Below are 20,862 nucleotides of genomic sequence, written 5' to 3'. Positions count from 1 at the left end.
CTGAGACAGTTTGTACTCGCTTAAAGTAACGAAATAAATGGGACTTTCAATATTAATATTCTACTGGGAATTACTTAATTCTGTTTTGTGTTAAGTTTATTTTAGGGGTGGTCTCAAGATTTTAACGCATGATATTTGATGCACTTATTTAGCTGAGTTTTAATGATTTATGTATAACCCGAGATGATGTCTTATATCGCCTGTAAGTTGATTCTAAAAATATTGAATTGTTTTTGATGAATAAAAGTTATGTAACTTACCAGTGATCCTCTAAATTAGCGAGCATCCCATATGGACAATATAGAGCAACATATATTCGAAACAGAGAGAATTTTGATTTGCAATGCGGGGAGTGGTTCATTAGAACTTCAAGAGTGGGAAGAGTCAACCAAGCTTAATTTGAATATAGTGGAGGGCGAACCCAAGCAGCTTTTTGATCATTTCAAAAAATATATAGACGAGACGCTACCATATCAAATAATTTTGCACCGTGTTGTACATATTGGAAAGGTGGATCGGAATCCTAAGCCAGTAGATGAAGATTGCCTTAACTTAATAAGGCATTGGTCGCCCTTAGCTCCGCTTCACAATGAAATTGCGCTTAGGTTGATTGAATATGGAATAAGGGAATGTCCGCATGCAAAACATTTTATTTTCTCAGATTCTACACTTTTCAATACCATTCCAGATTGTGCACGTCATTACGCCCTACCTGACGGACTCTCTGAAAAATGGCCAATAATGAGATATGGATTTCACGGGCTTGCGCATCAGTCCCAATGGAATCAACTGCAAAAGCAAAAGAAATATGAACGCGTTATCACTATACATCTCGGAGGCGGAAGCTCATTAGCTGCCTGGAAAGGGGGAATAGTTATCGACACAACAATGGGCTTTACACCAAGTGACGGCCTTCCTATGACAACACGTAGCGGAAGTATAGATCCTAATATTGTATTGCATTTGCTTGAACGGGAAGAACACACACCTGAAAGCTTATCCAGATTATTTAACCATTCTTCTGGACTCGCAGGAATTAGCGGAATTTCAGGAGACTACCGTGATCTCAAAAAGAGTGAGTCTGGCTCTGCTTCTGTAGCGTTAGAAATATATTCCTATGCACTTACCAAGGCAATAGGAGCTTTTGTCGGTGTAATGGGAGGCGTAGATGCTATTGTATTCGGAGGTGGACTTGGTGAGCACCAACCGGATATACGAGCAGATTCTTTATGTCAGCTGAGCAAGCTTGGGATTTCTATTTGTGAAAAAAAGAATAGAAGTGCACAAGGAATTTGCGCGCTTCATCAAAAACATTCTCAAACTGAAATATGGCTTATTCCCAGCGATGAATGCCTGGAGATGCTCGGCCAGTATAAACGATATTCCAAGGAGACAGTTTAATGTCAACAAGCTATAGCACTGAGGTAAGCGATCAATTCAATGAATGGTCTCACGGATATCGTAAAATTCAACACACTAAAGCCACAGTTAGACTTGTCGAAGAATACCTCCAACGTATTCCTCTTGAATCAAAGGATGACCATAGGAAGTTATTAAACACGATTGCGTTGTTAAAAGCTGCTGACCGAATTTGTAGTGCTAGCATGTGGCTAGTCGCTCACATGACATATGCTAAACGTGTTCCCATGGATGGCTCGGCTCTAACCGCCGATGACTTTAAGAAAAAAGCGCAGGGGCATACTGGTGGTGCTCTAAACATGACACCCGCCTATACGGGTTATCTTCTTGCCAATTCGCTTAGCGGAAAAACACGCTCGTGGGTAATGGGTCAGGGTCATTGTGTTGCAGCAATAGAAGCAGTAAACGCTATTATAGGCAATCAGTATGAAGAAAAAGCAAAACTTTATTCATGTGATGAGCAGGGATTGAGTCGTTTGTGTAGAGACTACTACTCATATGAACTTGATAAAGATGGTGAACTTAAATCACGCATAGGTAGTCATGTAAATATTCATACAGCAGGCGGAATTTCAGAAGGCGGATATTTGGGGTTCACGGCACTTCAATATTCACATGTGCCCCTTCCCGGGCAAGAATTAGTAGCATTTTTAAGTGACGGCGCTTTTGAAGAACAAAGAGGTAGCGATTGGGCACCGCGTTGGTGGCGCGCAGCTGATACGGGATTAGTCACACCTGTTATGATCGAAAATGGTCGCAAAATTGATCAGCGGACATTGATGGCGCAGGAAGGAGGAACAAGCTACTTCGAAAAATACCTAAAACTGCATGATTTTAATCCTTTGCCTATAGATGGGAGTGATCCAGCTGCTTACGCTATGGCTCTTCTTAATGCTATGGAGACCTTATCAAAAATTGGTCAGGAAGCCCAGGAGGGGCGTATCTCCTACCCGGTCAAACTTCCTTACATTATCGCGGAGGTGGTTAAAGGTTACGGGCTACCTGCAGCAGGAACAAACGCAGCTCATAACCTGCCATTAGGTGAGAATCTAGTTGAAGACGATAAGGCAAGGGAAGAATTTATTAACGCTACCGCCGCTCTATATGTCTCTCAAACAGAACTAGAAGAAAGTGTGAAAACTCTTAATAATCATTCGATTAATGGTCGTGTCCGAGAAAAAGACCATGAATTGAGATTACTGAAACGTAGAGAGTTAATTTTTCCAGACGATAATTACATCGAATCAGGCCTATCAGTTTCCTGTCTGAGAGAGATTGATAAGTGGTTCTCAGATCTAATTCATTGCAATAAATCTGTACGTTTTCGTTTAGGCAATCCTGATGAAGTGCAAAGTAACAAAATGACTAAAACATTAGCATCATTAAAACACCGAGTGGCTAATCCAGAAAACAATGAGACAGAGTCGATAACTGGAGGTGTTATTTCTGCATTAAACGAAGAGGCTGTCGTGTCGGCTGTATTGGCGAATAAGCAGGGTGTAGGGATGGTAGTTAGTTACGAAGCTTTTGCTATGAAGATGATTGGCGCGATGCGCCAAGAAGTTATTTTTTCAAGAAACTTAAAAAAAGCAAATCGACCAGCTGAATGGATTAGTATACCGGTGATAGCAACGTCGCATACTTGGGAAAACGGAAAAAACGAGCAATCCCACCAGGATCCCAAGTTTTCCGAAAACTGGCTCTGCGAGATGTCAGATATTTCGCCTGTGTATTTTCCTATTGATGCAAATACATCTAAGGCGATTTTAATCAATCTATATAAGACTAGAGGGAAGATAGCGGCGATGGTTGCTTCAAAAAAGGCCCTTCCCGTTGTAACAACCGGCGATGAAGCAGCAACGGCGGCGAATAACGGCGTATTTATTGCGATCAAGGAACCGAATGCTGACATTCAGCTCATCGCTATTGGAGGTTATCAATTACAAAGCTCCCTTAAAGCCGCAAAATTATTGCAGAGGGAATCAGTAAAATGTGAGGTCGTAGCCTTACTTGAACCGGGGCGATTTCGAGTTCCCCGTGACGAAACAGAAGCAGAGTATTGCCATGATAAAGTTATGATTGATCTTATAATTGCACCTGCTCCCTTGCGCATTGTGGTTTCACATACTGGAGAAGAAGTTATCACGGGAGTCTTGCGGCGGCTCGATTTAGGCACCGAAAAAACAACTTTCATGGGATATAAAAATCAGGGGGGTACATTAAACTTAGACGGTATGTTAAAGGTTAATGGACAATCCGAAAGAGATATTGAGAGCGTGGCTAAAAAGATGCTCAGTATCAACAAGTAATAAAAATTTTTTTTAGGAAATCACTTCGGCATTATCAGTATCACACAATGCCTACATACTAGACATCTCAAATAGGAACATCAATGACTGGATTTCCAGAACTTGGCATTTTAGATTCTACAATTTCATTAATTCGCGATCCTTATCGCTATATATCCAAGCACTGCGATGAACTTAATACTGATGTATTTCAAGCTCGATTGCTATTACAGAAAACTGTCTGTATGCGAGGTGAAGAAGCGGCGAGAATTTTTTATAATACTGAATACTTTTCTCGTGCTGGTGTTGCGCCCTCAAGAATCAAGAAAACTCTCTTTGGTGAAGGTGGTGTCCAAGGGCTTGATGAAGAAGAACATTTACAACGTAAAAAAATGTTTATGTCTTTTTTAAGGGCAGACAAGCTCGGAAAGTTGAGCATGATCACTTGCGATATCTGGAAAAGCCGAGTTAAAGATTGGTCTTCAAAAGAGAAGATAAATTTATATCAACAGTCTTGTGAACTGTTAACCCAATCAGTATGTATGTGGGCAGGCGTTCCTCTCAAGGAATCCGAAGTAAGCCAACGTAGTGAGGAACTAACAGCATTATTTAACTACGCAGGTAATATAGGACCTAAGCATTGGAAAGCAAGAATTGCAAGAAAACGAAATGAAGCATGGTTGATAAGCATTATCGAAAGCATTCGAGAAGGGACCTTCAGGCCCTCTACTAACAGCGCTGCATATATAGTGGCTAATCATAGAGACTTAGATGGATGCTTGCTGGAATCACAAATCGCTGCGGTGGAATTAAACAATCTTTTGCGGCCAACTGTAGCGGTAGCAGTCTATATAGTTTATTGCGCTCACGCTTTACATCAAAATCCCCTCATCAAACACAGGTTAGTAAATGGATCAGACAAAGACTATGAGTGTTTTGTGCAGGAAGTTCGGCGTTTATACCCCTTTTTTCCATTCACTGCAGCGACAGTAAAGAGAACTTTCGAATGGCGTGGATATAAATTCCCTAAGGGTAGACGAGTGTTCTTGGACTTATTCGGAACAAATCACGATGCTCGTACCTGGGAGAATCCAAATAATTTTGATATGGAGCGCTTTCGTGATTGTAAAGTCAATGACTATGTATTTATACCACAGGGTGGTGGAGATCATTTTCGAAACCACCGCTGTCCTGGAGAATGGGTAGCAATTGAACAAATGAAAATTGCAACAAAAATATTGGTATCCGAATGTGACTACACCGTACCAGAACAGGACCTAGATCTAAGAATGGGGAGTTTGCCGGCTTTACCAAAAAGCAATTTCATTATTTCAGATGTTCGTCCTATAGATAAAGATGAGCCCGAATTCAGATAATAAGTGCACCACTCATGGTTAACGGGTGATAGATGATCAACTGCCTGTTGGTGGTATTCTAAAGTCGCCAAACAATTAGAGTATTACCATGAGTTACAAGCAGTTGATCGAGGGACAACGATACCAGATTGAGGCCTACTTACGCGAGGGTTTCAGTTACAGGGAGATCGGAAAACGTCTGAGCGTGAGTCACAGCACAATCAGTCGGGAAGTAAATCGCAATAGAATTCGGGATAACCACTATTTGCCGGAAGTGGCTCAGGCGAAGGCATTGAAGCGACGTAGCCAAGCCGCAAAGTTCAGGATGTCTGAACTGACGATTACCTTTGTTGAGTTCGGGCTGAACGAAAAATGGAGCCCTGAGCAAATTGCTGGTGTAGGTAAAATCATCGGTCATCATGTCAGTCACGAATGGATTTATCGCTACGTCCAGCGTGATAAATTGAGTGGCGGTAGGTTGTACAAACAGCTGCGCCAGAGTCACAGAAGGTATCGTAAAGGTGACCGTGCGAAGCGGATAATTATTCCGAATCGCGTTGGCATTGAGCATCGTCCCGCTATTGTGAACAAGAAAAAACGGTTCGGTGACTGGGAAGCTGACACGGTTCTGGGCAAGCAAGGAACGGGCGCGATTGTTAGTCTAGTCGAGCGCAAAAGTAAGCTATACCTGATACGCAAAGTGCCAGCGAAAAGCGCAGCAGACGTGGCCCGAGCCATAGTTGGCATGCTGTGGAAATATCGAGGTCATGTCCGAACAATCACAGCGGACAACGGCAGCGAATTCTGTGACCACGAGCTGGTCGCTGAGAAGCTCAAAACCAATATCTACTTCGCGAATCCGTACTCATCCTGGGAACGCGGACTGAATGAGAACTTCAACGGTTTACTGCGCCAGTACATCAGGAAAGGCACCGATTTACGGACGGTATCGGATAGGCAAATTAGTGAAATAGAGCGGGCATTAAATGCCAGACCGAGAAAGAGCCTCGGCTTCAGGCAACCTGTTGCGGTATTCAATGAATTACGCAAGGCTGCCTAATTTAGCGAGTGGTGCACTTCGGAGTTGAATTCGCGGAGGACTTGAATGACCATATTTAACACTTTATAAATTGAAGGCTGTGATTGGTCCAAGTACCGAAATTATATTTAGAAAAACTAATTATTTAATTAAATCCATATTAAATTCAAAAGAGCGCTTCGATCCTAAATGATTTTTAATATCGTTATAACGGAAATGATGAAATTATAAAATAAGCTATCAACTTTTTAAACTATATTAGAACTAGTTACTACACCAAGGTTATAAGAACCAAAAGAAAATCGATACAATCTGTACGAAGTAGTAGTTCAGTAAAGGCTATCGAGGCGCGTAAGCTTTAGGCCGAAATAACGATCCCTCAATCTTGTTTAAGAAAGACTGCAACTTGTCTGAATTAAAGTTTCATATCTGACAGCTAACAGCGACACAGACAATTGAGGAGACTCCCCAAAAACTGACTCTAAGCTACTTTGTAATTCTATCTGGCACTTGAGTAAATGGAAGCACACGCTCGTTATTACTGTAAAAACGCAAGGTCCGCCGCTAAATACACCTAATTTCTCCCATCGGTATAAAAATTGTAACAAGTTGACAGATAAACTGATTGCCCACCACCCCATGGCAATTTTTCACACTATGCTTATATACAACGTAAGGATTACATATGAAATATTCTAGATTTTTGGCAATGATAGTCACCTCGACTATAGCCATGTTCATCATGATGTATTTAAACACTTACGCGATTTTCCACGTTTGGTTTAGTGAAACCCGCACTTATATGGCTCTGTACATGGGAGCCGGCATGGCCATCATTATGCTCGCGTTTATGTTAGGGATGTACACTAATAAAAAAGTAAATACGATAATTTTTATTGGGGCAGTTGCGCTATTTGCCATCTGTTTATATCTCGTTCGTTCCCAAACGACTATTTCAGATTCTGCATACATGAAAGCAATGATTCCACATCATTCTATAGCCATACTGACAAGTGAACGGTCAAATATTGAAGATGCCCGCGTACGTGAACTTGCTGATGGAATTATCAAAGCGCAGCGAAAAGAAATTAAGGAAATGGAGTGGTTGATAAAAGATATTGAGCAGAACGGAAAACTGACCTCTGGGTCTGAAGCAGCAAAGCGCCCGGTTCCGAATTTCGAAGGTAAAGTAGATAAAGGAAGAGACGATGAGTAATAAGGCAATACTCTATAGAATGGTCACCGATGAGCACATTTGCCCTTATGGATTGCGCTCCAAGGACTTGTTAGAGCGGAAAGGCTATGATGTTGAAGACCATCATCTGACTTCAAGGGATGAGACTGATAAGTTTAAAGCAGAGCACGGTGTGGAAACTACACCACAAGCTTTCATTAATGGAAAGCGGATAGGCGGCTATGACGACCTCAGGGAGTTTTTCAATAAAGGTGAAGCAGGACAAACCGGCACTACCTACACGCCAGTTATTGCAATATTTTCAGTAGCAGCATTGCTTGCACTGGCATTTCAGTATTATGTGGCAGGCGAAATTGTCTCAATCAGGACGTTAATGTTATTTATTGCGTTCTCTATGACCCTGCTAGCCGTGCAAAAGCTCAAAGACTTATACAGCTTTACTAATTCATTGATTACTTACGATCTTCTCGCAATGAAGTGGCTTAGGTATGGATATATCTATCCATTTATTGAGGCCTATGCTGGAATAGGTATGGTTGCCCAGCTACCGGCGCTGGCAGTTGCTCCTTTTTCGTTATTTATTGGAACAGTAGGGGCTATTTCCGTTTTCAAAGCGGTTTATATCGACAAACGAGAATTAAAATGTGCGTGTGTCGGTGGAGATAGTAACGTCCCACTAGGCTTCGTTTCTTTGTCTGAAAACCTATTCATGATAGCTGGCGCGCTGATCATGTTATTCCGATAACCATACAAAAGGCTTTTAACTAAGCGGGTAGTGAACCATCAGCTAGAGAATACACTATCCGCATTCTAGTCATTCCTTCACGATGCTAGCCTAGTCATGGTAGTCCACAGAGTTGTAGTTAGTATTATTCAAATACAGCCTCAATGGTTAAAGTGCTCTCGGCCTCATCGAAGTTTAAAATACAAATGTTGCAGTTATTCGCTTACACCAAGTTTAGAAACTGCGAGTAAATTTTTAAGTCTCTTTTTAATTAGGAAAGTCTCGAGCTATTGATATACTAAATTATCATCGTTAAAATGATGTTATCATTATCCTTTGGTTCGTAGATCTTTTAGAAAAATAACCATTCAATAAAACAAACTTAAAAAAGGATGATTACTTAAGATTGAAAAGTAAATTCTTATAGTTCTGTTACTTCCCAACCCTTAACGGTCCTTCGCAAGCAATATTTTATACTTTTCTTTACTGTATCTCTTACAACTACTACGTAATCATCTACTTCTACACATTCAATTTTATCACCATTTTTTAGGCGTGCGTCTGCGGATGAACCTTTGATTATGAGTTCTCTATGATCAATCTGTAAGTTGAACGCTAAACAATAAGCACTCAATGCATCAGTTAATGCTGAATATTGACAATCGGTTTGAGATTGTTTAATGGTATTTACAATGATCTTTGTCATATATAGCGTTCTCAACTCGTTTTCATATCTTGGGTAGCCGCATTTGTAGGTGAGATAGAAATATTAATAAAAATTGAACACGGTAAAATATATAAATAAAACATAGAAAGTTATGTTGTTAAGATTGAATAATCTTTGCGAACATTTTTATGTCGAAAAAGTACATTGTTACAGTTTTTATTTGATAAGTAATAGGCTCTCAGAGTTTAAAATTGTCACTCGTATTTGAGTGTTATTTGATTCTAATTAATGTTAATTTCTTTATCCTCGGACAAATTTTATTATAGATGAAGCCAATATCATATTCTTATTCAACAAATTCAAAATTCCAGTAAATGCAGATGCTCTTAAATTGAGATACCATCTAAAGTATACACTAAGAAATGAACTCAGCAAACAGATACTAAGGAGGATCTTAGAGAATCGCAAGCAGGCAGATAGATGTCTAGTAACTAGGCTATACCGCAACTATGGCTTAGGCCAACTAAATTAATAATGAACGGAAAAAGTAGCATCAACATTTTGCTTCATAGAAAGCTTGGCTGTGATAATCAATCGCTGCAACAACCTACTATAAGTTTAGGGAGTTTACTTGTTCTAATAATTTAGTGCTAGGAGAAAATTTGTCGAATAAAGAACTAGCTAAGATCTCTCTGTGAAAGACACATTCTATTCTTTCCTTGTTTTTTAGCCATGTAGAGAGATTCATCAGCTAGCTTGTATGCTGTGTCGAAGTTAAAATTTATATTTTCCACATAAACTGCTCCAAGACTCATAGTTATTTTCAAGTTAATATTGTAGCTAGATATAAAAAATGAATTTTCAGCGATAACTCGAATCAGTCTCTGACTAAATAGCACGGCAGCCTCTTCGCTCTTAGTGGGGACAAATATTATAAACTCTTCACCTCCAAAACGTGCAAGTATATCAAAATCTCTAACATTGTTTGACAGTCTCTCTGCTACTTCACACAATACGTTATCGCCAGACTGATGACCGTAGATATCATTTACGTTCTTGAAATCGTCAATGTCGGCCAGTAATAAATAACCTGATGTCATATTGGAAAATAAAAGAGCTTCTTCAAAAGCTCTACGATTATACAAACTGGTTAGAGGAACAAGCTGCGATTTTAAATTTGCATTTCTCAATTCTCGTGTTTTTCTTTTATTTATCAAACCAGAAAAAACAGTAGCGTAAAGCAGAATATAAGGTTGATTCCTAAAATAATTGCAAGCATAGAGGCTTTCGAGGCTATAATCAGATATTCATGCTCTATTTCTATATTAAGACTCTAATATTGTAATTGCTGAAATAGACCAAATTTAACAACTGATAAGATAATTTTAGAAGTCGCGAATAATAGTGAAGAAAGTGAGAAGTGAAAGTCCGCTGTAAAAATTAAATAATACACCTTTGTTAAAAGATTGTGTGAGAATTTCAATAAAAGGTTTTCTCCAGAAATCGGGTGATAAAAGTAACCAATATAATTCTAATTCTGACAAATGAATATCGTATTTTTTATTAGATATTTTGATATAATTATCAGGATCAACCGTTAAATTACCGATTAACATTATGGAAATGAAGGATGAGACGATCGCACATGTAGCAATAATTAAATTCTTAAACATGGAGTTGCCTGTTTTTCTCCGGTGAGACCCGTCAAAGTTGGAAATCTTATGTGTCTCTCGCCAAGCTGCAAGTGCCAGCCTAGCTAGGCTTTATTCTACTCTTACTTAACTTGTAAAAGGCTCCAACGTTAAGTGAGGAAAATTTCATTTTTTATCATCTCTGCTCTTTGAGAAACTGTGTATAGATCGTATATACAGTAACCTTTATCTACAAGTAAATATTCTACCGCTGACCGTAGGTTGGAATTATATTGTTCATTTACTCTCTAATAAGGGATCGGCTAACTTCACTTCGTCACGTGCGATCGCAAAAATTCATTTTTTTCTAAACCATTTCAGGGGCGAGTGCTGTAACTAGTATTATGAAATAAATGTAAGGTTGCTCATGCTCTGGCTTTTAGGTCTTCACATCTTCGGTCTTCTAATCTGGTTGGCAACCGTGTTGTATTTGCCAATCTTAATTGCTACTGAGTCGAAAATGCGCGAAGACTTTATTGATATTCCATTTGGAATGGGGTCGGTAGCGCGGCTGATATTCGCGTATGTGGCTTCGCCCGCGGCGATCATTTCTATTATTGCGGGAACATTGGTCTTTGTAATAAACGACACCCTCACTTTCTGGCTGATGGTGAAACTAACCATTGTGACGATACTGGTGATATTGCACGCGAGCCTTGGCCTACTGATAACGCGCCTTGAACGCCAGGAAATGCGCTATCTGGCAGGCTTTAGCTGGGTCTTTCTGATAGCGATATTTTGCTGCGTAGGAAGCATACTGTTTGTGGTCCTGACAAAACCTGCTGCACCTGGTTTTGTGGCATGGCCAATCTAGGGCTCAACTTGGCGTTCACTATTTTGAGGCTCGTTAACACCCACGCCGTACGCAAAAACCAGTTGAGCGCCCAAGAACCCAGTAATACCGATAAGGATGCCAGCCAGAACGCTGACATAGATTCCCCAGGGATTAATAAGTTCGCCGGGGTCATCGCCTAAGCGTAAGGTAAGGTTTAATGTGGTCAGCGATAGCGTCATTACTGCAAGAACGGCGTGAGCCCAGGCTGCGACAATATGGCGAATAATACGTACAGTAAAAACATCAATGGCCCCGGCAAGGCTGGCCAAAACACCAAATGCCAGTCCAGCAGCAGTAAGCCAAAAACTGGCTTCAGCCCAGAAAGGATCGCTGGTAACGATAAATACAATATCTGTGACAATGAGTATGAGCAAAAACGCGATAGGAAAATGGATCAGGGCTGGATGTAGTGCATGCCCCCTAAGTGAAGCGCGGCTGCTGATTATTGAATTTGACATAGAAGCGTCAGATCCTGAATACCGTTTAAGGAGTGAGTTTGGTAAATAGAGTAACAGAATATCTTTTCACTGCCAGTGCCTTATTGTTGGCAGGTTGCAGTGAGCCGTATTCCATTCTCGCCCCGGCAGGTCCGTCAGCCAAGGCGGTTACCACAATCTGGTGGGGCATGCTCACGGCTGGAGTCGTGGTATTACTGGGGATTTGCTCACTCTGGTGGTATGCCAGCTTCCGACGCAATCGTAAATATAGCGATGCAGATGTAAAACGTGTTCTTACTCGAATGGTTTTGTGGGGCGGTATTGTGTTACCCACGGTGGGCATAACCGTATTGCTCATTTTTGGTATTCCAGCTGGGAATATTATGCTGCCTTGGGCTGATGAGCGCGCTGTGCGGATTGATGTGCATGCCAGACAATGGGCGTGGGATGTAACATATCCGCAACATGATATTGAACTAACAGATGAAATTCATATTCCTGTCGATACGCCAATTGATATTCATGTGACTAGTGCGGACGTGATTCATGGCTTCTGGGTGCCGCGGCTAGGGGGAAAGATTGATGCGATACCGGGGCACACGAATATCGTGCGTTTGCAAGCCGATGAGGTAGGTGAGTTCGGTGGCCAATGCGCCGAATATTGCGGCCTTTCTCACGCTAAAATGCATTTTAAAGTCATTGCTCATTCTGCTGAGAAGTTTGATGCATGGCTAGCCCAACAAGGTAAAACACAATGAATGGCAAATCAGAACTTCACAAAAATTTTGCCAAGGTGTGGGATAACCTACCTGGGTGGGGCAATCTTGCAGCGGTAAACCATACTTCTATCAGTCAACGATTCATGCTAACCGGGGTGATGTTTTTCCTCGTAGGTATTTTGCTGGCAATGCTGATCCGCTCGCAATTGGCGTTGCCAGGTCAGACACTCATTACTGCCGACCTGTATTCACAGGTTTTTACTATGCACGGCACTATTATGATGTTCTTGTTTGCCATTCCGGTTCTGGAAGGCGCGGCGATGTATCTTATTCCAAAGATGATCGGCACGCGCGATCTAGTCTTTCCCCGTTTGAGCGCCTTAGGCTATTACTGTTACCTCTTTGGAGGGCTGATTTTGCTGTCAAGTCTGGTGCTAGGCATCGCGCCTAATTCGGGCTGGTTTATGTACACACCCTTATCCAGCGACGACTATTCCGCTGGTGCGGGCTCAGACTTCTGGCTACTCGGAGTGACTTTTGTAGAAATATCTGCAGTATCGGCAGGTATTGAGCTTACCGTCTCGATTTTGCGTACGAGAGCGCCGGGCATGAGTTTGAGCAAAATGCCTATTTTCTGCTGGTATATTCTCGCGATGGCGTTAATGATCGTGTTCGGTTTTCCTCCGCTGATTCTGGCTAGCATTCTGTTAGAGCTTGAGCGGGCAGCGCAAATGCCTTTTTTTGATCCTAACGCTGGTGGTGACCCTATTTTATGGCAGCATTTGTTCTGGCTATTCGGCCATCCTGAAGTTTACATTATTTTTCTGCCGGCAGCGGGTATGGTCTCCACTATATTGCCAGTGTTCGCGGGTCGACCTCTGGTGGGATATCGTTGGGTTGTGTTATCAGTAATCATCACTGGGTTTATCAGTTTTGGCTTATGGGTACACCACATGTTTACCGTTGGGATCCCTCATTTGGCCCAGGCATTTTTTTCCATTGCCAGCATGCTGGTGGCGATTCCCACAGGCATTCAGATTTTCGTTTGGTTAACGACATTGTGGGTAGGCCGTGTGCGGTTTGAACTGCCGATGCTATGGATTTTTGGCTTTTTGTTTATCTTCGTTTGCGGTGGGTTGACAGGTGTGATGCTAGCACTGGTGCCCTTTGACTGGCAGGTGCACGATACGCACTTTGTAGTGGCACATTTTCATTATGTGCTTATTGGCGGTATGTTCTTTCCGCTGATCGCCGCCCTATATTACTGGTTGCCCCATTTTTCCGGACGAATGCCGTCTATGAGAATGGGACGCTGGGCGTTTGGCTTGGTGTTTGTCGGATTTAATTCAACGTTTCTGATCATGCACCTAACTGGTCTGTTGGGCATGCCACGCCGAGTGTTTACTTACGAAAGTGGCCTGGGCTGGGATTGGTTAAATCTGAGTTCTTCCATTGGTGGCTTCGTGCTCGCGATTGGTATTTTAATGCTCGTCTTAGATGTGACGCTACATTTTCGATATGGTCGAAAGGCTTCATCTAACCCTTGGCAAGCTGATACATTGGAATGGGCCACGGGCATGCCGCCGGTATCTTACAATTTTGCCAGTATCCCTGAGGTAAAATCACGTCATCCACTATGGGACGACCCGTCGTTGATTAATAGCATTCCAGCTGGCGAACATGGCTTAAAAAGTATTAAGCACGGGCGACGGGAACTGTATGGAACAGATGCGATTAGTGGCAAGCTAAAAGAAGTTATTCATATTCCCAGCCATTCGTGGTGGCCCCTAATTTGTGCGGCTACCCTGGCGGGGTTGTGCATCAGCCTGGTGTCTAAAGCGTATATGGTCGGCATCTTTTTGGCCATTTTGGGTCTAGGCTTCTTTTTACGCTGGAGTTGGGAGAACGGCACGCACAAGACGATGGCACCACTGACGGATGAAGAAGCGAGCCGGGGAGAGCCGCCTCTGCACTCGCGCACCTTTGACGGGCCAGGGTTATGGGGTATGTGTGTGACTCTGTTAGCTGACGGCACCTTATATTTGTCGCTGCTTTTCGGTTGGCTATATTTGTGGACAGTTTCACCGAATAAAACCTTACCTGACGTGTCTGCAATTTCACCAGTTTTAATGGGCCTAAGCGGTATATTACTGACCATTGCAGTGGCTTTTTATCGCCGTCTGAACCGATATTTGCGCCGTGAGCAAGAAAAGCCGCTCGCTAAGTGGCTGTGGCTCGTTTCAGCCTGTGGAATGGGTCATGTTGGGCTATTGGCTTTTATCACCGTTTCGAGTGACCTGCAATTTACGACTAATGCGTATGATGCCGTACTGTTGGTGATGCTGGCCTTTTTGCTGTTCCACAGTATCATCAGCGTGATCACCACTACGCTCCAGGCACTGCGAGTTAGTTATGATCACATCAGTACAAAGCTGCCCTATGAAATTGTCGTAATGAGTCCCATGTGGTTGTTTACACTTGTTATTTTTTGGCTAAGCTTCGCAAGCTTTTTGATCTTACCAATAATATGGGAGGCTAAATGAAAGTTTCCCGCGCGCACCCTTGGCATCTTGTGGCCGGGTTTGTGATTTGGGCGACCTGGTTTGTATTTACTTATGGCGGTGTCGCGGTGGCTTGTCAGCTGGCAAAACCTGCGGCCGGGGCGGGCCCATTTAATTGGATAAACCTTAGTTTTTTAATTCCTACGTTTCTTATTGTTATCTATTTGGGAATTTGCGCCTTTAAGTCGTGGCGCGTAGCGGCAAATGCCGAAAATGAGCCGCGCTTTTTACTGCGTGTAGCGGCGACAAGTTATCTTGCCTCGGCCATTTCGACGCTGGCTGTTGGCATTCCTCTTTTGGCGATGGCACCATGTATTTAATTATTTTCGTAGCAACGTTATTGCTTTGGTCAACCGGTGCATGGGCGCACAACCCCTTTACTAGTGGTGGCCAGGACGCGTTTTCCGCTAGCCTTACGGCGGTGATAGTACTGATATTCTGGATAATCTATGTATGGGGCTGCCGCTACGCTACCGCAGTTGTATGGCGGAGATGGCTATTTCATATCACCATTTTGATCACCTTTTTTACCATTTTGGGTCCGTTGGACGAATGGGCTGAACATAGCTCTGCTGCGCATATGACCCAGCATATGCTTATGATGGTAATAATAGCGCCAGCTTTCGCTTTGGCTCGGCCATTGCCACAGTTCTACAGGGCTTGTGGAGCATATGGGGAAAGATTATGGAAATATGCATTTAAAATCACTCAATATCCGATGGTATGCACCTACTTTCACGGTATGATGATCTGGTTCTGGCACATCCCGAAATTTTATATGTTGGCGTTGGAGAATCCCTGGATTCACGTATTCGAACACGCCTGCTTTCTGATATCGGCGGTATGGTTTTGGTGGGCCTGCTTACATGCCTTTACCCGTAAAGTTCCCTATGCGTTGCTGGCACTGTTGGTGACGCTAATGCACACGGGCTTTTTAGGTGCATTTCTTACCTTTGGCAGCACTCCTTTTTACGGTGAATCCCGCAACCTTGCCGATCAGCAATTAGCGGGACTTATCATGTGGGTAGTAGGTGGAGTGCCCTACATCACCGCAGCATTTTGGGTGGGGCATCGCTGGTATAGACAGCTACAACGAAAATCGCTGACTGTTTAATCAGAAGGATTTGTACGTGAGGACTACCGGCCTCGGAGAATAGTTAGCAATCTTGTCATAGAAAGCGCGCCATTACGTGCTTTCTCGTCACCAAATCAAAGCTTGTTAATTAAGCAGCTTCAAGTACAGCTTTTAGCGATGACAGCGCAACATGGTCGTCCATCTCAATCACCATTTTTGCTGTCAACTGAGGATAACCTTTAGCCAGAACGGCGATTTCCTTACCATCTTTGCGAAAAACAGCGAGGTATTGTTCATCTTCCGGTGTGCCCACCGCTTCGATTTCGTCCCAATCTTTTGCATGACCTACGTATTCAAACTTTACATCAAATTGCTGTGTCCAGAAATAAGGAGTGCGATCAAATGCTTTACGTTCGGCAGGGTAGGCTAGGCTCGCGAGTATATTTTCTGCTGCACAACGACCATGCTGCTGGGCTAGTCGCCAGTGCTCAATGTGCATTTCTTCGCCATTATACGGATAGCTGGTAATATCACCCACCGCATAGACATCTTCAGCAGCTTCAAGGAATTCGTTCACTTTCACCAGTCCCTGATGCGTTAATGTAAAGCTATTGAGTAAATCTTTATCAGTCGTTATGCCGGTAGCTAGCAGCACCAGATTGGCTTCCAACATTTCGCCACTTTCCAGCTTCACTGCGGCTACTTTTTCAGTACCATGAAATTCACTTACTGTGCCCTCGACAAACTCGACGTCATGCTTCTCGTGTAAATCACGGAAATACTGCCCGATTTGGGTTCCAAATTGTTTTTCAAACGGCACCGCATCAGGTGCGATAACCTTTACCCGTATATTGTCGCTACGCTGCTTTAATGAAGCGGCCACTTCCAGACTAATAAAACTGTTGCCAACAATGGTAATATTGTTCGTGTCTTCAACGTCAGCTAGTAGACGTTCCACATGCTCAATATTTCGAAGCGTATGAATCCCCAACAAATTAACGCCAGGTAAATCTGGCCGGACGGGGATCCCGCCTGTGGCAATAAGTAATCGATCGTATGCCAACGACTGACCATCATATAGCTCAATTTGATGGGCGGCAGTATCAATTCCGGATACTTTGGCCACTAGGCGTGTAACTTCTGTGATATCCATGTCGTCTTGATCAACAAGGGGGTCAACCTCATCGGGTTCCATGTCGCCCGCTGTCACAGCTTTGGTAAGCATTGTTCGGTCATAAGGTGCATCTGCTTCTGGATCAACAACAGTGATCCGACCGTGGTAACGATTGTTCGCCAGACTTTGCAGAGCGGCAGCGCCTGCTGCGCCAGCGCCGACAATCACAATATGAGAATGTGCGTTAACTGTAGTTAGTCGGTTTTGTCGTTTATCGGTGCTGTCGGTGGCCTGTTCGGGATCCACAAGTACCTCGCCGTCACGTATTTCAACCGCATACCGAGATAATCCTGTTAGTGCAGGTGGCTCGCATACATCAGAAGAGGCGATATCAAAAGTGCCTTTATGCCATGGGCAAACCAACTTGCCTCGACATACTGCACCATCTTCAAGAGGCGCACCTTTATGAGGGCAATCGGCGCTGCTGGCATAAACGTTTTCACCGTCACGAATGAGAAGAATTTCTGTATCGTTAAGGGTAACGCGTTTAGGTTTGAGGTTTTCAAGGCGATCTGCAGGACCGGCTGAGATAAATGACATGAGAGGCTCCTTATCCAAATGGGCGCCGACACCGTGTGCCAGCAAGGAAAGTATTGCAAGACTCTAAACCATCAAGTTTTATTCCTATTCGCGCATTGAAAACATTAAATTTCATTTTGCGGTCGTGCAATCTTACTTATTCAATTAAAATCATAAGTCTATGACATTTATTAACCAACGCGGTGTGGCAGCAAAGGCTCCTTGCATGATGGATCCCCAAATCAATCGTGTTTTTACTACAAAGTATATTCCTTTCGTTCGCAAGTTTTACAATGTCTCATCGCATTATCGATTATTAAGCAGACGCGGCGCGTCTCCCTAAATTGCCGAACTTGATTAGATTTTGTCTATTTTCATCGTCTTCTCTCTGTCAATGACCCGAAACGCGGCTTGATTCGTTACTCAATAGTAACCCTCTTAATTTTTGGTTTCAGGCAAGGACTTATTGATGGCACGACAAGCAGCAGAAAAGCGGATTGTTCTGATTACTGGTGCATCCGGCGGCGTAGGCAGTGCACTTTGTGGGATGTTGAAAAAAGATTATCACCTTATTGGGTTGGATTTGACACCTTGCGAAAGTGCCGATGAAAGTTACGAGTGCGATTTTACCTCCAAAGACTCCATTTCCCTTGCGCTGTATAAAATTCATGAAAAACATGGCAGTCATATTGCCTGCGTGATTCACCTTGCCGCCTATTATGATTTCTCGGGCGAAGACAACCCATTGTATGAGGCTCTCAATGTAAAGGGGACGGCGGATTTTCTAACCGAACTGCAGCGCTTTGATGTGGATCATTTCATCTATTCCTCCACCATGCTCATTCATCGGGCAGGGGTCCCTGGAGAAAAAATCACCGAGGATACGTCCATTGAGCCCGGCTGGACCTATCCGCAGTCTAAAGCCGATGCCGAAGAAGCCATTCGCAGCCATCATGGCAAAATTCCCTATACCCTGTTACGAATGGCAGGCTTGTACGATGACCACACCGCTGTTCCCACTTTAAGCTATCAGATCGCCCGCATTTACGAGCGGCAATTTAAGAGTTGGGTGTACTCGGGCGATAAAATGGCCGGACAAGCTTTTTTGCATAAAGACGATATGGTGTCATTGTTTACCGAGCTGGTTAAAAAGCGCCATGAAGTGCCCAAAGAAAATGTACTATTGGCCGGCGAAGACAGCGTAATGGGTTATCAGGCGCTGCAAAATCGAATTGGTCATTTGATTTATGGTGAGCGAGAGTGGAACACCATCGAAATACCGGAGTATGTTGCTAAACCTGGAGCTTGGCTGGAAGAAAAAACCGAGCCGGTGGTACCTGACGCCTTTGATCATGGTGAAAAGCCGTTCATCAAACCATTCATGATTGATTTATCGAGTGATCATTATGACCTTAATATCAGCCGGGTAAAGGAACAGTTAAATTGGCGACCACAGCACCACATTTATGATGCACTGGAACCGTTAATTGACAATCTGAAAAAAGATCCGCCAGGTTGGTATAAAGCCAATGGCATCACTTTGCCAGACTGGATGCAAACGGCGAAGGAAAAAGACGTTAACGCCAACGCAATTCGTGAAAAGCACGAAGATCATTATCGTGCCGCCCATAACAACTTTATTTGGGCCCACTTTATGAATATCGGGTTGGCGTTCTGGTTGTTAACCGCGCCATTTTTGTTGGGGTATGAAAGCCGCGCAATGACGATTAGTGACATGGGGTCGGGACTGGCACTGCTGGTGTTTGCCGGTTTAAGTCTGTCATGGCGAATGAGCCAGGCTCGCTGGGCCGCGGGGATTGTCGGATTTTGGGTCCTCTCGGCACCGTTGGTGTTCTGGGCTCCTACGGCGGGGGCCTATCTGAACGGCACGTTAGTGGGCATGCAGATTATTGCTTTTGCCGTGTGCTCGCGGCCAACGCCCGGTGTATCACTAATAGCGGCGGAGACCGGCCCCAATATTCCGCCCGGTTGGGAGTTTAATCCGTCAAGCTGGGTGCAACGGATGCCTATTATTTTGCTTGCATTTGTAGGCTTTTTTATTTCACGCTATTTGTGTGCCTTCCAGTTAGGACACATAGACGCGGTATGGGAACCGTTTTTTGCGGGCGGGAGCGGTGACCCGAAAAATGGCACCGAAGAAATTATCACGTCTGAGGTATCTGAGGCGTGGCCGGTTCCCGACGCCGGGTTAGGTGCTATGACTTATGCGCTGGAAATTCTTACCGGCCTGATGGGGTCAACCCGCCGCTGGCGCACCATGCCCTGGTTGGTAATGCTGTTCGGCATCATGATTGTGCCATTAGGCGTGGTGTCGATTTTCTTCATTATTATTCAGCCCATCGTTATTGGAACCTGGTGTACACTTTGCCTGATTGGTGCATTAGCCATGTTGATTCAAATTCCTTATTCGCTGGATGAACTGGTGGCAACTGCTGAATTCTTATGGCGTCGTAAAAAGCAAGGTCGCCCATTGCTACGTATTTTCTTTACCGGCGATACTGATACAGGAGCCTGGGAGGGTGATGAAAGAGAGTTTGAACGGGGTCCCATAACAGTATTTAAAGACATGATTGCAGGAGGAGTTACTTTGCCCTGGAATCTTGCGCTCTGCATTCCTGTGGGAGTTTGGCTTATGTTCACTCGTTTGACGCTGGGGACCGAGGGCAGCATGGCTAATGCTGATCATGTGGTGGGTGCTCTGGTCCTGACAGTCGTTGTTACTGCTACTGCCGAGTCTGGGCGCTTGGCACGTTATGCGCTTGTTCCTCTAGGCATGGCATTATTTACCACGCCATTTCTGTTCGGTGCCCCTCTGGTTTCAATTGTTTCAAGCTTGCTATGTGGCGCATTGCTAATTGGGTTGAGTTTACGAAAAGGTCATATCAGAGCAAGCTACGGGAAATGGGATAAATTCATTGTCTAGGAAAATAAGAGGGCTACTTCAATCAGGTTATCCCTCTTGTCGGCAAAAAGCATGGATAATAAGCTGCTCCCACAGCCCTGCTAGTCTACAGTTTTCATATGGTGACGTTTTTTGTTCAGTCTCCGACATCGCCCATTTTAATTGCTCCAATTGTGGCAGTGTTTAGACTACTAAAGTATATTTTTCTTCAGAAAAAGTGCAATTTTAGGCATAGGAAATA

Annotated in this window: 15 protein-coding genes; 12 read left to right on the top strand and 3 right to left on the bottom strand. The window is 43.6% G+C overall.

Annotated elements, in window-relative coordinates:
• Window positions 1–291: 291 nt before the first annotated feature.
• From DS731_RS21735 to DS731_RS21710, 6 genes are all read left to right on the top strand, one after another.
• The gene (locus DS731_RS21735; protein WP_150154426.1) at window positions 292–1,401 is read left to right on the top strand and encodes an acetate/propionate family kinase; all 1,110 of its coding nucleotides are present in this window, start codon (window positions 292–294) and stop codon (window positions 1,399–1,401) included.
• Window positions 1,401–3,728 carry a xylulose 5-phosphate 3-epimerase gene (locus DS731_RS21730; protein ID WP_150154424.1) on the top strand — a complete coding sequence of 776 codons (2,328 nt, stop codon included), beginning with the start codon at window positions 1,401–1,403 and terminating at the stop codon, window positions 3,726–3,728. Before DS731_RS21735 ends, DS731_RS21730 begins: the two co-directional genes overlap by 1 nt.
• An 83-nt stretch (window positions 3,729–3,811) precedes the next feature.
• A complete protein-coding gene (locus DS731_RS21725) occupies window positions 3,812–5,083 on the top strand; it encodes a cytochrome P450 (protein ID WP_150154422.1) in 1,272 nt (423 codons plus the stop codon).
• 88 nt (window positions 5,084–5,171) lie between these two features.
• The gene (locus tag DS731_RS21720; protein ID WP_119501804.1) at window positions 5,172–6,122 is read left to right on the top strand and encodes an IS30 family transposase; all 951 of its coding nucleotides are present in this window, start codon (window positions 5,172–5,174) and stop codon (window positions 6,120–6,122) included.
• A gap of 664 nt (window positions 6,123–6,786) precedes the next feature.
• Window positions 6,787–7,317, top strand: coding sequence for a DUF305 domain-containing protein (locus tag DS731_RS21715; protein WP_150154420.1), 531 nt, complete (start codon window positions 6,787–6,789; stop codon window positions 7,315–7,317).
• Window positions 7,310–8,041: a MauE/DoxX family redox-associated membrane protein gene (locus DS731_RS21710; RefSeq protein WP_150154418.1), complete on the top strand. Its 732-nt coding sequence runs from the start codon at window positions 7,310–7,312 to the stop codon at window positions 8,039–8,041. Before DS731_RS21715 ends, DS731_RS21710 begins: the two co-directional genes overlap by 8 nt.
• 1,323 nt (window positions 8,042–9,364) lie before the next feature.
• On the opposite strand, the gene DS731_RS21705 is transcribed toward DS731_RS21710, so the two are convergent.
• A complete protein-coding gene (locus DS731_RS21705; RefSeq protein WP_161599203.1) occupies window positions 9,365–9,877 on the bottom strand; it encodes a GGDEF domain-containing protein in 513 nt (170 codons plus the stop codon).
• An 868-nt stretch (window positions 9,878–10,745) separates the two neighbouring features.
• Between DS731_RS21705 and DS731_RS21700 the strand changes: the two genes are divergently transcribed.
• On the top strand, window positions 10,746–11,192 hold the full coding sequence (locus DS731_RS21700) for a CopD family protein (protein WP_150154415.1): 447 nt from the start codon (window positions 10,746–10,748) through the stop codon (window positions 11,190–11,192).
• On the opposite strand, the gene DS731_RS21695 is transcribed toward DS731_RS21700, so the two are convergent.
• The gene (locus DS731_RS21695) at window positions 11,189–11,671 is read right to left on the bottom strand and encodes a DUF2231 domain-containing protein (RefSeq protein ID WP_150154413.1); all 483 of its coding nucleotides are present in this window, start codon (window positions 11,669–11,671) and stop codon (window positions 11,189–11,191) included. The two genes, DS731_RS21700 and DS731_RS21695, sit on opposite strands and share 4 nt — an antisense overlap.
• A 38-nt stretch (window positions 11,672–11,709) precedes the next feature.
• On the opposite strand from DS731_RS21695, the gene coxB reads away from it, so the two are divergent.
• From coxB to DS731_RS21675, 4 genes are read left to right on the top strand one after another with little or no spacing between them, the layout of a single operon-like run.
• Window positions 11,710–12,408, top strand: coding sequence for a cytochrome c oxidase subunit II (gene coxB / locus DS731_RS21690; protein ID WP_150154411.1), 699 nt, complete (start codon window positions 11,710–11,712; stop codon window positions 12,406–12,408).
• Window positions 12,405–14,912, top strand: a complete 2,508-nt coding sequence (gene ctaD / locus DS731_RS21685) for a cytochrome c oxidase subunit I (RefSeq protein ID WP_150154409.1) — start codon at window positions 12,405–12,407, stop codon at window positions 14,910–14,912. Before coxB ends, ctaD begins: the two co-directional genes overlap by 4 nt.
• Window positions 14,909–15,250: a hypothetical protein gene (locus tag DS731_RS21680; protein WP_150154407.1), complete on the top strand. Its 342-nt coding sequence runs from the start codon at window positions 14,909–14,911 to the stop codon at window positions 15,248–15,250. Before ctaD ends, DS731_RS21680 begins: the two co-directional genes overlap by 4 nt.
• Window positions 15,241–16,044 carry a cytochrome c oxidase assembly protein gene (locus DS731_RS21675; protein WP_150154405.1) on the top strand — a complete coding sequence of 268 codons (804 nt, stop codon included), beginning with the start codon at window positions 15,241–15,243 and terminating at the stop codon, window positions 16,042–16,044. Before DS731_RS21680 ends, DS731_RS21675 begins: the two co-directional genes overlap by 10 nt.
• A 109-nt stretch (window positions 16,045–16,153) precedes the next feature.
• Here DS731_RS21675 and DS731_RS21670 read toward each other — a convergent pair whose 3' ends face one another.
• On the bottom strand, window positions 16,154–17,719 hold the full coding sequence (locus tag DS731_RS21670) for an FAD-dependent oxidoreductase (protein ID WP_150154403.1): 1,566 nt from the start codon (window positions 17,717–17,719) through the stop codon (window positions 16,154–16,156).
• Between the two features lie 448 nt (window positions 17,720–18,167).
• On the opposite strand from DS731_RS21670, the gene DS731_RS21665 reads away from it, so the two are divergent.
• Complete coding sequence (locus DS731_RS21665; protein ID WP_150154401.1) at window positions 18,168–20,642, top strand: vitamin K epoxide reductase family protein; 2,475 nt, start codon at window positions 18,168–18,170, stop codon at window positions 20,640–20,642.
• Window positions 20,643–20,862: the final 220 nt, after the last annotated feature.

It is taken from the genome of Alteromonas sp. RKMC-009, assembly GCF_003584565.2.
Taxonomy (GTDB): domain Bacteria; phylum Pseudomonadota; class Gammaproteobacteria; order Enterobacterales; family Alteromonadaceae; genus Alteromonas.
Note: the sequence above shows the minus strand (reverse complement) of the source record. Positions and strands in the feature narration are given on the sequence as shown.

Excerpts from the sequence above, each read along its gene's own strand:
- DS731_RS21730 (WP_150154424.1), top strand. The coding sequence starts at position 1,401 with ATGTCAACAAGCTATAGCACTGAGGTAAGCGATCAATTCAATGAATGG.
- DS731_RS21700 (WP_150154415.1), top strand. The coding sequence starts at position 10,746 with ATGCTCTGGCTTTTAGGTCTTCACATCTTCGGTCTTCTAATCTGGTTG.
- DS731_RS21725 (WP_150154422.1), top strand. The coding sequence starts at position 3,812 with ATGACTGGATTTCCAGAACTTGGCATTTTAGATTCTACAATTTCATTA.
- DS731_RS21665 (WP_150154401.1), top strand. The coding sequence starts at position 18,168 with ATGGCACGACAAGCAGCAGAAAAGCGGATTGTTCTGATTACTGGTGCA.
- ctaD (WP_150154409.1), top strand. The coding sequence starts at position 12,405 with ATGAATGGCAAATCAGAACTTCACAAAAATTTTGCCAAGGTGTGGGAT.
- DS731_RS21720 (WP_119501804.1), top strand. The coding sequence starts at position 5,172 with ATGAGTTACAAGCAGTTGATCGAGGGACAACGATACCAGATTGAGGCC.
- DS731_RS21675 (WP_150154405.1), top strand. The coding sequence starts at position 15,241 with ATGTATTTAATTATTTTCGTAGCAACGTTATTGCTTTGGTCAACCGGT.
- DS731_RS21715 (WP_150154420.1), top strand. The coding sequence starts at position 6,787 with ATGAAATATTCTAGATTTTTGGCAATGATAGTCACCTCGACTATAGCC.
- DS731_RS21670 (WP_150154403.1), bottom strand. The coding sequence starts at position 17,719 with ATGTCATTTATCTCAGCCGGTCCTGCAGATCGCCTTGAAAACCTCAAA.
- DS731_RS21680 (WP_150154407.1), top strand. The coding sequence starts at position 14,909 with ATGAAAGTTTCCCGCGCGCACCCTTGGCATCTTGTGGCCGGGTTTGTG.
- DS731_RS21735 (WP_150154426.1), top strand. The coding sequence starts at position 292 with ATGGACAATATAGAGCAACATATATTCGAAACAGAGAGAATTTTGATT.
- DS731_RS21695 (WP_150154413.1), bottom strand. The coding sequence starts at position 11,671 with ATGTCAAATTCAATAATCAGCAGCCGCGCTTCACTTAGGGGGCATGCA.
- DS731_RS21710 (WP_150154418.1), top strand. The coding sequence starts at position 7,310 with ATGAGTAATAAGGCAATACTCTATAGAATGGTCACCGATGAGCACATT.